13 protein-coding genes are annotated in these 14,498 nt (G+C 68.9%); 8 read left to right on the plus strand and 5 right to left on the minus strand.

Annotation, left to right across the window (positions count from 1 at the left end; all coding sequences use genetic code 11):
• The first annotated feature begins 150 nt into the window (after positions 1-150).
• Together FHR32_RS13950 and FHR32_RS13955 are read left to right on the plus strand one after the other, a co-directional pair.
• The gene (locus FHR32_RS13950) at positions 151-1,551 is read left to right on the plus strand and encodes a CCA tRNA nucleotidyltransferase (RefSeq protein WP_184754691.1); all 1,401 of its coding nucleotides are present in this window, start codon (positions 151-153) and stop codon (positions 1,549-1,551) included.
• Positions 1,544-2,773 (plus strand): adenosylmethionine--8-amino-7-oxononanoate transaminase, encoded by a 1,230-nt coding sequence (locus FHR32_RS13955; protein ID WP_184756516.1) that lies wholly within the window; start codon positions 1,544-1,546, stop codon positions 2,771-2,773. The genes FHR32_RS13950 and FHR32_RS13955 overlap by 8 nt, the downstream gene beginning before the upstream one ends.
• Here FHR32_RS13955 and FHR32_RS13960 read toward each other — a convergent pair.
• Complete coding sequence (locus FHR32_RS13960; RefSeq protein WP_184754692.1) at positions 2,727-4,025, minus strand: MFS transporter; 1,299 nt, start codon at positions 4,023-4,025, stop codon at positions 2,727-2,729. The two genes, FHR32_RS13955 and FHR32_RS13960, sit on opposite strands and share 47 nt — an antisense overlap.
• A gap of 137 nt (positions 4,026-4,162) precedes the next feature.
• On the opposite strand from FHR32_RS13960, the gene idi reads away from it, so the two are divergent.
• Positions 4,163-4,744 (plus strand): isopentenyl-diphosphate Delta-isomerase, encoded by a 582-nt coding sequence (gene idi / locus FHR32_RS13965; protein WP_184754693.1) that lies wholly within the window; start codon positions 4,163-4,165, stop codon positions 4,742-4,744.
• A gap of 81 nt (positions 4,745-4,825) precedes the next feature.
• On the opposite strand, the gene FHR32_RS13970 is transcribed toward idi, so the two are convergent.
• Together FHR32_RS13970 and FHR32_RS13975 are read right to left on the minus strand one after the other, a co-directional pair.
• Complete coding sequence (locus tag FHR32_RS13970; RefSeq protein ID WP_184754694.1) at positions 4,826-5,905, minus strand: inositol-3-phosphate synthase; 1,080 nt, start codon at positions 5,903-5,905, stop codon at positions 4,826-4,828.
• A gap of 25 nt (positions 5,906-5,930) precedes the next feature.
• Positions 5,931-6,620, minus strand: a complete 690-nt coding sequence (locus FHR32_RS13975) for a PadR family transcriptional regulator (protein WP_184754695.1) — start codon at positions 6,618-6,620, stop codon at positions 5,931-5,933.
• Positions 6,621-7,165: 545 nt separating this feature from the next.
• Here FHR32_RS13975 and FHR32_RS13980 point away from each other — a divergent pair.
• The 3 genes from FHR32_RS13980 (at position 7,166) to FHR32_RS13990 (ending at position 12,484) form a co-directional block, all read left to right on the plus strand.
• Positions 7,166-9,907, plus strand: coding sequence for a transglycosylase domain-containing protein (locus FHR32_RS13980; RefSeq protein WP_184754696.1), 2,742 nt, complete (start codon positions 7,166-7,168; stop codon positions 9,905-9,907).
• Positions 9,907-11,304, plus strand: coding sequence for a glycosyltransferase family 87 protein (locus FHR32_RS13985; RefSeq protein WP_184754697.1), 1,398 nt, complete (start codon positions 9,907-9,909; stop codon positions 11,302-11,304). The genes FHR32_RS13980 and FHR32_RS13985 overlap by 1 nt, the downstream gene beginning before the upstream one ends.
• 61 nt (positions 11,305-11,365) lie before the next feature.
• Positions 11,366-12,484 carry a mannosyltransferase family protein gene (locus FHR32_RS13990; protein ID WP_184754698.1) on the plus strand — a complete coding sequence of 373 codons (1,119 nt, stop codon included), beginning with the start codon at positions 11,366-11,368 and terminating at the stop codon, positions 12,482-12,484.
• Positions 12,485-12,490: 6 nt separating this feature from the next.
• Here the strand turns inward: FHR32_RS13990 and FHR32_RS13995 are convergent, their stop codons facing one another.
• On the minus strand, positions 12,491-13,300 hold the full coding sequence (locus FHR32_RS13995; RefSeq protein ID WP_246466148.1) for a deoxyribonuclease IV: 810 nt from the start codon (positions 13,298-13,300) through the stop codon (positions 12,491-12,493).
• A 96-nt stretch (positions 13,301-13,396) separates the two neighbouring features.
• Between FHR32_RS13995 and FHR32_RS14000 the strand changes: the two genes are divergently transcribed.
• Positions 13,397-13,573 (plus strand): hypothetical protein, encoded by a 177-nt coding sequence (locus tag FHR32_RS14000; protein ID WP_184754699.1) that lies wholly within the window; start codon positions 13,397-13,399, stop codon positions 13,571-13,573.
• A gap of 56 nt (positions 13,574-13,629) precedes the next feature.
• Here the strand turns inward: FHR32_RS14000 and FHR32_RS14005 are convergent, their stop codons facing one another.
• Positions 13,630-13,866: a hypothetical protein gene (locus tag FHR32_RS14005; RefSeq protein WP_312882327.1), complete on the minus strand. Its 237-nt coding sequence runs from the start codon at positions 13,864-13,866 to the stop codon at positions 13,630-13,632.
• 295 nt (positions 13,867-14,161) lie between these two features.
• On the opposite strand from FHR32_RS14005, the gene rpsF reads away from it, so the two are divergent.
• Positions 14,162-14,452, plus strand: a complete 291-nt coding sequence (gene rpsF, locus FHR32_RS14010; RefSeq protein ID WP_184754701.1) for a 30S ribosomal protein S6 — start codon at positions 14,162-14,164, stop codon at positions 14,450-14,452.
• Positions 14,453-14,498: the final 46 nt, after the last annotated feature.

A 14,498-nucleotide genomic window follows, 5' to 3' on the forward strand; every position in this document is an offset into this window, starting at 1 on the left:
CTTGCCTCGACGCACGGCCCCCGACGGTCTTTTGACTGACCGTAACCTGGTGATCGCTTCAGGTGTATCCCCCCAGGGGAACATGTTCCGTAACCGAAGGACCTACCCGGCTTGTCCCTTTCAAATCTGTCTGAGAGTCAGCGGAACGGCATGAGCGAGCTGTTCCGGAAGATCGCGCCCGTGGCCGACGAGCTCGGCGAGCTGTTCGCCGCACGGGGCTACCAGATCGCCCTCGTGGGCGGTTCCGTCCGCGACGTCTTCCTCGGCAGGATCGGCAACGACCTCGACCTGACGACGGACGCCCGCCCGGAGACGGTCCTGGAGCTCATCCGTGACTGGGCCGACTCCATCTGGACGATCGGCATCGACTTCGGCACGGTCGGCGTGCGCAAGGACAACTGGCTGCTGGAGATCACCACCTACCGGAGCGAGTCCTACGACGCCTCCTCGCGCAAGCCCGACGTGGTCTACGGCGACACGCTGGAGGGCGACCTCGCCCGGCGTGACTTCGCGGTCAACGCGATGGCGCTGCGCCTGCCGTCCCGCGAGTTCGTCGACCCGCACGGTGGCCTGGACGACCTGCATGCCAAGGTGCTGCGCACTCCCGGTCCCGCCGAGCGGTCCTTTGACGACGACCCGTTGCGGATGCTCCGCGCCGCCAGGTTCGCCAGCCAGCTCGGTTTCACCGTGGACCCGGCGGCGCTCGCCGCGATGAGCGCGATGGCCGGGCGGATCGAGATCGTCTCCGCCGAGCGGATCCGCGAGGAGCTGAACAAGCTGATCTGCGGCGAGCACCCCCGCGAGGGGCTCAGGATCCTCGTCGAATCCGGTCTCGCCGCGCATGTCCTCCCCGAGCTGCCCAAGCTCCGTCTGGAGATCGACGAGCACCACCGGCACAAGGACGTCTACGAGCACACGCTGATCGTGCTGGAGCAGGCGATCGACCTGGAGGAGAACGGACCCGACCGCATCCTGCGCTGGGCCGCGCTCCTGCACGACGTGGGCAAGCCCAAGACCCGCCGCCACGAGCCCGGCGGACGCGTCTCCTTCCATCACCACGAGGTGGTCGGCGCCCAGCTCGCCAGAAAGCGCATGACGGAGCTGAAGTTCCCCAAGGACGTCGTGGCCGACGTGTCCCGCCTGGTGGAGCTGCACCTGCGCTTCCACGGGTACGGCACCGGGGAGTGGACCGACTCGGCCGTCCGCCGCTACGTCCGCGACGGCGGGCACCTGCTCGAACGCCTGCACAAGCTGACCCGCGCCGACTGCACCACCCGCAACAGGCGCAAGGCCCAGGTCCTGTCCCGGACCTACGACCAGCTTGAGGAGCGCATCGCGCGGCTGGCCGACGAGGAGGAGCTCGGCAAGATCCGCCCCGAGCTCGACGGCAACGAGATCCAGGAGCTTCTCGGCGTGCCCCCGGGCCCCGTCGTCGGCCGCGCCTACAAGTTCCTCCTGGACATGCGCCTCGACAAGGGCGTCCTCGGCAAGGAGACCGCCGCCGCCGCCCTGCGCGCGTGGGCCCGCGAGAACGGGCTGCTCCCTGAGTAGCGTCACGGACCTGGACCGCGAGCACGTCTGGCATCCGTACGCCCCGGTGCCGGCGCGGGGGCCGGCGCACGTGGTCTCCCGGGCGGAGGGCGTACGGCTGACACTCGCGGACGGGCGGGAGCTGGTCGACGGCATGTCGTCCTGGTGGGCGGCGATCCACGGTTACAACCACCCCCGGCTCAACCAGGCGCTCAGGGACCAGGTGGAGGACATGGCGCACGTCATGTTCGGGGGGCTCACCCACGAGCCCGCCGTACGGCTGGCGCACACGCTGGCCACCATGACCGGGCTGCCGAAGGTGTTCTTCGCCGACTCGGGTTCGGTGGCCGTCGAGGTCGCGATCAAGATGGCGTTCCAGTTCACCGGGAGGAGCCGCCTGCTGACGGTCAGGGGCGGCTACCACGGTGACACCTTCGGGGCGATGGCCGTCTGCGACCCGGTCAACGGCATGCACCACCTGTTCTCCGGCGCGCTGCCCGAGCACGTGTTCGCCGACCGGCCGCCGGCCGGGTTCGACGAGGACTACGCGGCCCGGCTGGAGGCGCTGGTCGCCGCGCACGCCCACGAGCTGGCCGCGATCATCGTGGAACCGGTCGTCCAGGGGGCGGGCGGCATGCACTTCTACCACCCGGCCTACCTGCGCAGGCTCCGCGAGCTGGCCGACGAGCACAACGTGCTGCTGATCGCCGACGAGATCGCCACCGGGTTCGGCCGGACCGGTGAGCTGTTCGGGTGCGACCACGCCGGAGTGCGGCCGGACATCATGTGCCTGGGCAAGGCGCTGACCGGCGGCTACCTGTCGCTGGCCGCGACGCTGTGCACCGAGCGGGTGGCCGCGGGCATCGGGGTGCTGATGCATGGGCCGACCTTCATGGCCAATCCGCTGGCCACCGCCGTCGCGGGCGCCTCCCTGGAGCTTCTGCGGGAGCGCCCGTGGCGCGAGGAGGTCGGGCGGATCGAGGCCGGGCTGGTGGCGGGGCTGGCCGAGGCCGCGGAGGCTCCCGGGGTGAGAGATGTGCGGGTGCTGGGCGCCATCGGGGTCATCGAGACCCATGACCCCGTTGATGTCCTGAAAATTCAGGACATCGTGATGGAACACGGGGTCTGGCTCCGCCCGTTCAACCGGCTCATCTACACGATGCCGCCCTACTCGATCGGTGACGACCTTCAGAGGGTCACGACGGCGATGACGGCAGCGGCTCGGGCGCTCGGGCCGGCGTGACCACCCGGTAGAGCACCGCGCCGCCCAGGTATCCGGCGGTGATGAGCCCCAGGACCACCATCGACTTGCCGTCCGCCGGGAGCAGCGCCGCGGCCAGGGCCGCGGCGAGCACGTAGGTGCCGTTGAAGAGCATGTCGTAGATCGAGAAGGCCCGGCCGAGGTAGGCGTCCCCGATGTCGCGCTGGACGCTCGTGTCCGCGCAGATCTTGATGCTCTGCCCGGTGATGCCGAGCACGAAGCCGGCGACCGCGAAGCCCCACTGCTGGAACGGCGCGCAGAGCGCGAACGTCAGCACTCCGGCGGTGGCGAGCATGGCGGGCACCCACCGCTCGATGCCGAAGCGCTCGGTGGCCCACGGCGTGACCAGGATGGCCAGGAAGTAACCGACCCCGGAGGTGGCGACCACGATGGTGGCCGCGTTCAGCGCGTCCTCGGCGCTGTCGGCGAAGTAGTAGCGCGAGAGCAGCACCAGCATCGCCGTGCACATGCCGTACATGAACCGGTGGGCGGCCATCGCCCCCATCGCTGCGGCGGCGCTCCGGTGCTGGACGAGGTGCCGGGCACCGCCGGCCAGGTCACCCAGCACCCGGCGCACGGCCTCGCGGGTCTGCGGCCGGTCGGGGTCGTGGGCCGGGCCGAGCAGCTGCCTGCCCATGGTCCTGGCGATGAGCGCGCTGAGCCCGAAGACGAGGCCGGAGGTGACCAGCAGCACCGCCGTACCCAGGTGGTCCGCCCCGAAGACCAGCCGGAGCAGGTAGCCGGCGCCCACGCCCAGGAAGGTGGCCACGGTTCCCGAGGTGGGGGTGACCGCGTTGGCCACCATCAGCCGGTCGGCGGGGACGACGTGCGGGAGCGAGGCCCCCAGCGCGGCCAGGAAGAAGCGGTTCACCCCGAGGACGGCGAGCGCGGTGGCGTAGAAGACCGCGTCGGGGGCGTCGGCGACGAGCGCGGCGGCCACCAGCAGCAGCAGGGCCCCGCGGACCAGCGGTGCGATCACCAGGATCTGCCGCCGGGACCAGCGGTCGATGAAGACGCCCACGAAGGGCCCCAGGATCGAGTACGGCAGGAGCAGCACGGCCAGCCCGGCCGCGATCTCGACGGCGCTGGTGCTCTCCTCCGGACTGAAGAAGGCGAATCCGGCTACGGCGAACTGGAAGATCCCGTCGGAGAACTGTGAGACCAGGCGGGTGCCGAACAGCCGCCGGAAATCCCGCCCCTCAAGGACCACGCGTAGATCGGATACGAAAGACACGGGCTCAGCCTATGTCGATGACCCCGGAGAGGACATCGGGAACAACCCTGGGATAGGCGGATGGACATTTGCCTACCTTTCATGATCTAACGCTGATCAGGCATGACAGGCCGACATGATCACGTACCCTCGGTCTGGTGACGTCTCATGAACACGTTGTGCTCGTCGATCCCGAGGGAAACCCGATCGGCACGGCTTCCAAAGCCGTCGTGCACGGTCCGGACACCCCCCTGCACCTCGCCTTCTCCAGCTACGTGTTCGACGACCAGGGACGGGTGCTCCTCACCCGCAGGGCGTCACACAAGATCACCTGGCCCGGCGTGTGGACCAACAGCTGCTGCGGCCACCCCCTGCCCGGCGAGCCCATGCCGGAGGCGGTGGCCCGGCGCCTCGCCCACGAGCTGGGGCTGAGGGTCGGCGCGGTCGACCTGCTGCTGCCGCGCTTCTCCTACCGGGCGGTCATGGACAGCGGGATCGTCGAGCACGAGCTCTGCCCGGTCTACCGGGTGGTCGCCGAATCCGGCGCCGTGCCCAACCCCGACGAGGTCGAGGACGTGCGCTGGATGCCGTGGAAGGAGTTCACCGAAGGGGTGCTCAGCGGCGGTCTGGCGATCTCCCCTTGGTGCCGCGAACAGGTCCCCCAGCTGGTCGAGCTCGGGGCCGACCCCCTCGGCTGGCCGGTCGCCGACCCCGCCGGACTCCCTGTCGCCGCCCGCTGAACGGACCGCCGGACGGGACCCGCCGGACGAGAGAAGAAGCCCCCGCCCATCCGGACGGGGGCTTCTCTCACGGGCGGCCGGTCAGCGCTCGACCTCGCCGCGGATGAACTTCTCCACATACTCGCGGGCCTCGTCGTCGGAGTACTGCTCCGGGGGGGACTTCATGAAGTAGGAGGAGGCCGACAGGATCGGTCCGGAGATGCCCCGGTCCAGAGCGATCTTCGCGGCGCGGACCGCGTCGATGATGATGCCGGCGGAGTTGGGGGAGTCCCAGACCTCCAGCTTGTACTCCAGGTTCAGCGGGGTGTCGCCGAAGGACCTGCCCTCCAGGCGGACGTAGGCCCACTTGCGGTCGTCGAGCCACGGCACGTGGTCCGACGGGCCGATGTGCACGTCGGCCTTGCCCATCTCGTGGGGGATCTGGGAGGTGACCGACTGGGTCTTGGAGATCTTCTTGGACTGCAGGCGCTTGCGCTCCAGCATGTTCATGAAGTCCATGTTGCCGCCGAAGTTGAGCTGGTAGGTGCGGAGCAGCTCGACGCCGCGGTCCTCGAACAGCTTGGCCATCACGCGGTGCGTGATGGTCGCGCCGACCTGGGACTTGATGTCGTCGCCGACGATCGGGACACCGGCGTCGGTGAACTTCTGGGCCCAATCCGGGTCGGAGGCGATGAACACCGGGAGCGCGTTGACGAAGGCGACCTTGGCGTCGATGGCGCACTGGGCGTAGAAGCGGTCGGCCTCCTCCGACCCGACGGGCAGGTAGGAGACGAGCACGTCGACCTGGGCGTCCTTGAGGATCTGGACGACGTCGACCGGGGCCTCGTCGGACTCCTCGATCATCTCGCTGTAGAACTCGCCGAGGCCGTCGAAGGTGTGGCCCCGCTGCACGGTCACGCCCAGCGGCGGCACGTCGCAGATCTTGATGGTGTTGTTCTCCGAGGCCACGATCGCCTCGGACAGGTCACGCCCGACCTTCTTGGCGTCGACGTCGAACGCCGCGACGAACTCGACGTCGCCGACGTGGTAGTCGCCGAACTTGACGTGCATCAGGCCCGGCACCCGGGTGCCGGGGTCGGCGTCCCTGTAGTAATGCACGCCCTGCACGAGCGACGAGGCACAGTTGCCTACACCGACAATGGCTACGCGCACCGAACCCATGGCACTCGCTCCCCTTGTTCTGAGATCAGTTGTTGTCTTCCGGAGCGGTATGCCGCTCCGTGTCATCTGCTCCGGGCGCGGATGCCCGGGTTATTCCTTCTTGCGTGGGACCTTCTGTGGAATGCCGCTCTTCGCCGGCTGAGGAGCCTCGCCGCTCGGTGGCGATCAGCTCATTCAACCAGCGCACTTCGCGTTCGACCGACTCCAGGCCGTGACGCTGCAGCTCGAGGGTGTAGCTGTCCAGCCGCTCCCTCGTGCGGGCGAGCGCCGTACGCACGCCGTCGAGACGCTCTTCCAGCCGGCTGCGGCGTCCTTCGAGGATGCGCAGGCGCACCTCGGCCTCGGTGTGTCTGAAGAAGGCGAAGTGGACCCCGAAGCTCTCGTCCTCCCAGGCGGACGGACCCGCCTGGGTGAGCAGCTCCTGGAGCCGCTCCTTGCCCTCCGCGGTCAGCTTGTAGACGATCTTTGACCGACGGCCGGTGAGCGTTATGGGGCTCTCGGCGAGGGCGGGAGCCGTGGTGGACGCGCTGTCCTCCACGATGAGCCCGTCGGTCAGCAGCTGGCGCAGGCACGGATAGAGGGAACCGTAGGAGAAGGCCCGGAACATGCCGAGGAGAGCGTTGAGCCGTTTGCGCAGCTCATAGCCGTGTAGCGGGGTCTCGTGCAGCGACCCGAGCACGGCGAGCTCCAGCACTCCGCCACGTCCACCGGCCACCGGAAACCACCACCTCTCGCGTCGATGTATCGAGCCGATACATCTTGAGGATACGTCGAACCAACATATCTCTGCAATTAACGACTTTCCCAAGTGGTTGGGAGCAAACGGTAAAAAGGCCGTAGTGTGACGCCTATGTGGTCACAGCGAACGGTGGTGGGTCATCGCCCCCGCACGGTCGGGACCGCCTTCCAATACGGGGAATCCCACGCTCGGGTGGGAGAGGTCTGCCAAGGTTGTTCTCGGAACCACCCGCCGGTCTCGTCCGTCCTCGGAAATGGAGATCCACCCGAAGAAGTCGGCTACCAGTCAGCCAAGGTGAAGAGATCTTCCACACCGTGGAGGTAATCTCACCCGCCAGCACGCCGTCGTAGACCCCGATGACCGAACGAGGACGCGTGAGTTACAGCCACAGCCATGACCCGGAGCCGGACGGACGCCGCCAGGCCCCTGACGCGTCGGCCCGCCAGGGGCGGCGCCGTCGCTCGGATTCAGGCGCTGCTTCCCGTGCAGTGCCCCCGTCCCAACCCTCCCAAACCGGTGACATGAGCGGCAGATCGCCCCAGGCGCAGCCGCAGGGGCGTTCGCAGGGAGTGGGGCCCGATCCCCGCGACTTCGGACGCGCGCCCCAGGGCGCCGGGCGTCCCCCGCAGGGCGGCGGGCGCGACCCCCGGGAGGCCGTACAGCCGCCGCAGGCTGGAGGACCCCCCCGTGACGGCGGGCGTTCCCCGCAGGGGGGCGGGCGTGATCCCAGGGAGAGCGGGATGCGCCGGCAGGACACCGACCCGGCCGGAGGCAGGCGCCCCGAGGCCGCCTTCGAGGACACCCAGGCCATGCTCGCCGCCCAGGCGAAGGCCGAGCGCTCCTCGGGTTCCGGTCCCGGGGGACGCAGGCGCGCCCGGCGCGGCGCGGACGGTCCCGGTCCCGAAGGGCGCGCGGGCGCGAGCGGGCCGGGAGGCCCCGGCGGGAGCGGGCCCGGCGACGGGGAGGACGACGAGCCGGACGACCGGGGGTGGAAGCGGTTCCTGCCCAGCTGGAAGATCGTGGTGGCGAGCTTCACGGTCCTCACGGCGGGTGTCTTCGGCATGATCGCGGTCGCCTACGCCAACACGCCCGTCCCCGAGAAGGTGCAAGACACCGCGAACGACCGGGGCAGTGTCATCTACTACGCCGACGGCAAGACGCCGATCGCGCGCCTGGGCACCAGGCGCACCCCGGTGACGATCCAGCAGATCCCCGACCACGTCGAGGACGCGGTGATCGCGCTGGAGAACAAGACCTTCCGCACCGACAGCGGCATCGACTTCGGGGGCATCGCGCGGTCGGTCTGGAGCACCGCGACCGGCGCGCAGCTCCAGGGCGCCTCGACCATCACCCAGCAGATGGCCCGTAACTACTACGACGGCCTCAGCAAGGATGTGTCGATCAAGCGGAAGGTCATGGAGATCTTCGTCTCCATCAAGATCAGCAAGACGCTGGAGAAGGACGAGATCCTCTCGCGCTACCTGAACACCATCTACTTCGGACGGGGCGCGTACGGCATCCAGGCGGCCGCGAAGGCGTTCTTCGGTAAAGACGTCTGGAAGCTCACCCCGCCCGAGGGCGCCTACCTCGCGGGCCGGATCCAGAACCCGAGCAACTTCGACACCCTTGAGCAGAAGGGCAACTTCGCCGCCACCAAGGAGCGCTACACCACTGCGCTGCGCAACATGGCGGAGATGAACCCCGGCAAGTACGCCAAGTACGCCAACGTCCCCTTCGAGAAGCTCAAGTTCGAGAAGGTCAAGATCACCGAGCTCAACAAGGGCCTCCGGGGCTACATGCTCAACATCGTGCGCAAGGAGCTCGCCAGGAACGGCTTCGACGAGGCCGCGCTGAACAGCGAGGGTCTGAAGGTCTACACGACCTTCGACAAGAAGAAGATGGAGGACGCCCAGAAGGTGGTGCAGGCCCGCACCGCCAGCCTGGACCCCACCATCCACGCCAGCATCGCCTCGGTGAACCCCAAGAACGGCCGGGTGGTCGCCTTCTACAGCGGCGACGACTTCCTGCACGGTTACAACAACCGCGCGTTCGAGGCGCCCAAGCAGGCCGCGTCCGCGTTCAAGCCCTACGTGCTCGCCGCCTGGCTGGAGGCGGGCTACTCGCTGAACAGCTATGTCGACGGCGTCTCGAAGATCAAGATGCCGGGCACCACCGAGATCGGGAACTCCCACGTCGCGCCGTACGGGCCGATCGACATGGTGAAGGCCATGGCCGACTCGGTGAACACCGTCTTCGCCCAGATGGGGGAGAAGGTCGGCCTGGAGAACGTGGCCAAGATCGCCAAGGACGCCGGTGTCGGCGAGGAGGCCAAGAAGAACCCCGCCTACCGCGGCCTGAACGCGGTGGACTACGCGGTCGGTGAACAGAAGTACCAGACCACCATCGGTGTCGCCTCGGTCACCCCGGTCGAGCAGGCCGCCGGTTACTCGATCTTCGCCAACGAGGGCAAGCACACCGACTGGCACACCGTCATCAAGGTGGTCCGCCCCGACGGAGTGGTCGCCTACCGGGAGCAGGCGGTCGAGCGGCAGGTCATCAGCCCCGAGTCGGCGGCCGACGCGATCGTCGCGCTCCAGGCCGTGGTCAAGTCCGGCACCGGCACCGCCGCCAACCTCGGCGTGCGCCCGGTGGCGGGCAAGACCGGCACCAACAACTCCTACAAGGACGCCTGGTTCGTCGGCTTCACCCCGCAGCTCGTCACCGCAGTCGGCATGTCGAAGGACGTGCCCTACAACAAGCCGCTCGGCGCGCCCGGAAGGCGCCCGCTCAAGGTCGACAAGTACGGCCAGCCGAGCGCGAAGGCCAAGTCGGTGGCCTGGGCCGAGGAGCCGATGCCCTCCTTCATCGGCGGTGGCGGCACCCCGACCCAGATCTGGCACGACTACATGGCCCTGGCGACAGCCAAGGACCCGGTCGAGCAGTTCCCGCCGAGGGCGAACGCCGGTCAGCAGGAGAACCTGGCCACGCCCAAACCCACTCCCAGCCCGACGCCGACGCCCGACCCGTTCGCCACCGACGACCCCGGTGACAACGGCTGGCCCAACGACAACAACGACCAGCCGACCACGCCCGACGACCAGAGCTGCCTGCCGGGGGACATCACCTGCGACACCTCGGGAGACGGCACCGGCCTGCCCCAGGACCTCGGCGGCGGAGGCGGCGACATCGGCAACACCGGCGGCGCTCCCGGCTCGGCGTTCGCGCCGGAACCCAGGCCCCGGCCGTCCGGGCGGCGCCCCTGATGAAGAGCCTCCAGCCGGCCCCGAACGCGTGGTCGGACCTCGGCGCCCGGGCGGTCCCGTACGTCCCCCTGGCCCTGTTCGCGGGGCTGGGGGCGGTGCTCGCCTACCTGTGGAAGTGGCCCTGCCGCTTCGGCGGGGCGTGGGGCAACGGGACCCTGCAGTTCACGAACTTCTGCTACACCGACATCTATCCGCTGTGGTGGGGCGAGAAGCTGAGTGACGGCAAGGTCCCCTACCTCGACTATCCGGTGGAGTATCCCGTCGGCATCGGCGGGATCATGGAGTTCTTCCGCCGCATCGTCACCCCCATGCAGGACCCCGCGACGGCGTTCTACGACCTGACGGTGATCCTCATGGCCGTCTGCCTGGTCGTCGGCGTCCTGCTGATGGCAGCTCTGGCCGGGCCCGCCCGGCGCTGGGACGCGCTCTGGTACGCCCTGGCCCCCGCACTGGTCCTCACCGCCTACATCAACTGGGACCTGGCGGCCAACGCCCTGGCGCTGGGCGCGCTGCTCGCCTGGTCCAAGCGGCGGCAGTGGCTGGCGGGCGTCCTGCTGGGCCTGGCGATCGCCACCAAGTTCTACCCGCTGATGTTCCTGGGCCCGCTGTTCCTGCTGACGCTGCGGACCGGCAGATGGAGGCCGTTCCTCAAGCTGGTCGGGGGCACGGCCGGGATCTGGCTCCTCGTCAACGTGCCGATCATGCTGGTCGCCTTCGACGGCTGGAAGCGGTTCTACGTCTTCAGCCAGGAGCGCCCCGCCGACTGGGGCTCGATCTGGTACTTCTTCGGTCAGAAGCAGTGGCCGATCCTCGGTGACGCCGACCGGCTCGACGTGCTGGGAATCGTGTCGCTGGTTGCGTTCTGCCTGGCGGTCGCCGTTCTCACGCTGACCGCGCCGACCCGGCCCCGGCTGGCGCAGCTCTGCTTCCTCACCTTGGCCGCGTTCATGCTGACCAACAAGGTGTGGTCGCCGCAGTACGTGCTCTGGCTGGTCCCCTTCGCGGTGCTGGCCCGGCCCAACTGGAAGGCGATCGCGCTCTGGCAGGTCGCCGAGTGCTGGTACTTCTTCGCGATCTGGCTCTACCTGGTCGGTCTCCAGCCCGGCAACGAGGCTCTGGGCATCACCGGTGACACCTACTTCACCGCCGTGTGGGGCCGCGCGATCACCATTCTGATCATGATGGGCCTCGTCGTGCGCGACATCCTCAGGCCGGACAGGGACGTGATCCGGCGGGACGGGAGCGACGACCGGGCCGGCGGCGTCTTCGACGGGGCTCCCGACCGGTTCCTCCTCACGCCCTCCGGGCTCCGGCTCTCGCTCGGCCGGTTCCGGTCCGGGAGCCCGGCCGACGACGGGCCGGCCACTGGTCTCGCGGAGACGGTGACCCACCGATAGCGGTCAATTCCGGTAGTCCCGACTGGCCAGAACCCGGGATAATCCGCCACAATCCCACCGTATGGCCACTCCCCTCACACCTCCACGCGCCACCGCGATGGAGGCACTGATGCTCTGGCTGAGCTCCCGGCTGGGAATCGTCGTCCTCGCCGTCGTGGGAGCGGGAGCCGCGTCCGGGGGAGCGGCCGCCGTACCGTTCCTGGAGCGCTGGAAGCACTGGGACGCCCAGCTTCTCATCACCATCGCCCAGCACGGCTACGGCGGGGACCCCGCCGCCGAGCCCGACAGGGGCCTGCCCGCGTTCTTCCCCGGGATGCCGCTGGCGCTGCGCGCCGTGCACCTCCTGGTGGAGGACTGGACGCTCGCCGGGCTGCTCATCTCCTTCATGGCGGGTGCCGTGGCGATGGCGGCGCTGGCCGGGCTCGCCGAGTTCGAGGGGCCGCCGGGAGCCGGTTGGCGCGCGGTGCTGGCGCTGCTGCTCTGGCCGATGTCGGTGTTCCTGTTCGCCGGGTACAGCGAGGCCCTGTTCCTGGCCTTCGCGATCCCCGCCTGGCTGGCGGCGCGCCAGGGGCGGTGGCCGCTGGCCGCCTGCCTCGCCGCGGGCGCCTCCTGCATGCGGATCACCGGCCTGTTCCTGGCCTTCGCGCTGATCGTGGAGTTCTTCACCAGGCGGCAGTCTGTACGGCAGGCCGGCTGGCTGGTGCTGCCGTTCGTGCCGCTGGTGCTCTACTCGGCCTACCACTACGGCATCAGCGGTGACTGGCTGGCGTGGAAGCACGCGCAGGAGGCCGGGTGGGGCCGGCACCTGGTGTGGCCGTGGGAGTCGCTGATCACGACATGGAACTCGGCCATGGCGGAGGGGCAGTTCGCCTGGGCGTTCCGGCTGGAGATCGCCGGGGCGATCGTCGGGGTCGGGCTCGTGCTGGTCCTGCTCTACCTGCGGCGGTGGAGTGAGTTCGTGTACGTGGGGCTCCAGGTAGGCGCCCTGATCTGCTCCGCCTACTACCTGTCCATCCCGCGTTCGGCGCTGCTGTGGTGGCCGCTCTTCCTGCTCATCGCACGGGCGAGCACCCCCGGCGCGCGCTGGAGACGGTGGGTGATCCTCGCCTACGCGCTGGTGGTCGGCCCGCTGATGGCACTCAACACGCTGACTTTCATGAACGGTGCCTGGGTGGGGTGACACTCCTTACCCACCCATGGCGTGGAGTAATCCAGAAAAGTTATCCACAGGCTGTGGATCAAAGACTCTTCCTGAGGAGGGCGATGTCCTGGGCCTGACCGTCGGACGGGGTCTCCACCACGATCGGCGCGTCCGCGCTCCGGCACACCGCGAGGATGAGCTCGGTGTCGATCCGTCCCGCGCCGAGGTTGGCGTGCCGGTCCGCCCCGAGCCCGCGGCGTCCCGTGAGTCGTTGCAGTGGACCAGGTCGATCCGGCCGGTGATGGCCATGATCCGCTCGACCAGGTCGGTCAGCTCCTCGCCGGCCGCGTGCGCGTGGCAGGTGTCCAGGCAGAAGCCCACGTCGAACCCGTCGAGGGCATCCCACAGCCGGGCGATCCGCTCCAGCCTGCGGGCCATGGCGTTGTCGCCGCCCGCGGTGTTCTCGATGAGCACGGGGACCGGGTGCTCCTCCAGGCGCTCGAACACCTTGCGCCAGTTGTCGAAGCCCTGCTGCGGGTCGTCACCGGCGTTCACGTGCCCGCCGTGGACGATGAGGCCCTTGGCGCCCAGCTCGGCCGCGGCCGCGAGATTCGAGCTCAGCAGCTTGCGGCTGGGGATGCGGATCCGGTTGTTGGCCGTGGCCACGTTGATCACGTAGGGCGCGTGGATGTAGACGTCCACGTCGGAATCTCTGATCTCCCGTGCCTTCTCCCCGATGACGGGGCCCTTCCAGCCCTGGGGATCACCGAGGAAGAACTGCGCGACCTCGGCGTCACGCGTCCTGGCGTGGGCCAGCGGGTCGTCCTGGTCGACATGGGCTCCGATACGCGGCATGTGTTCGAGCCTAGCCGTTTCAGACCGCTTTCCCCGGGCAGTCGGACGGCGCGCCCCCCATCCCGCCCCCCAAGCGGGCTGACGCAAGGAGTCGACATGTACCGAAGAGGGATCGGCCTGATCGGCCTGATCTACATCCTGGTCGGCCTCTACGTGGCCTGGGTATACGACTACATCACCCCCAAGCTCCTGAAGGACGTCGCCGAGGCACTGCCGGCGGTCTTCCTGTGGTTCCTCGTCCTGCTCGGCGTGGACCTGCGGCTGGGCGGTTAGCCGCCAGGGCGCGGCCTTCCGGGTCCATGACCCGCCGGTCCTGCGAGCCTGTGGGCTCAGGGGTAGAAACCGCCGTGGTAGATGCCGAGGGCCACGCCCACGAACGAGGCCACGATGCCCACGATGTTCAGTGAGCGCTCCGCCGTCGTGGCCGAGACGTACTGCGAGAAGAGACCTCCGACGAACCCCACCACCCCGAACCAGGCGGCGATCGCGTGCGCGCTCGGGATGAACGCGGTCACGAGGGCCACCAGCCCGCAGGCGAGCGTGACGACGCTCAGGATGTTCTGCACGGGATGCCTTCGCCCGTCGCTGTTCAGCCTCAAGCGGGACAGCCGGCCCCCGGTGGGACGAGACGCGCGCGACATGCCCCACCACCCCCCTTTTCCTTGCTATGAAGGTGCCCGGCGAGGTGACCGCCCAACCCTTGACAGCCTGGTAGGCTGGCACGGCTACGTTGCCTGGGCGTGTTAATGCCCGCCCTCCATCACGGTCGCCGAAATGGGCGTCCGCGGTGAAGACGTCAGCGTCCTCCTGTCACGGCACGGTGTCGTGACCGCAAGAGTCCAGAGGAGGTTGGAAGCCAGCATGCGTCGTTACGAAATGATGGTCATTCTCGACCCTTCGCTCGATGAGCGCACGGTGGCCCCTTCCCTCGACCAGTTCCTCACGGTGGTCCGCAATGACGGCGGCAGCGTGGAGAAGGTCGACGTGTGGGGCCGTCGCCGGCTGTCCTACGACATCGCCAAGAAGCCCGAGGGCATCTACGCCGTCATCGACCTGACCGCCGAGCCCGCCACGGTCAAGGAGCTCGACCGCCAGATGAACCTCAACGAGGGCATCCTGCGTACCAAGGTCCTCCGCCCGGACGTGCACTAACTCCCGGCTTTTGTCGGACGTCAGCCGTACTCTGAGCCGATAACCA

This window comes from Streptosporangium album (assembly GCF_014203795.1).
GTDB classification, from domain to species: domain Bacteria; phylum Actinomycetota; class Actinomycetes; order Streptosporangiales; family Streptosporangiaceae; genus Streptosporangium; species Streptosporangium album.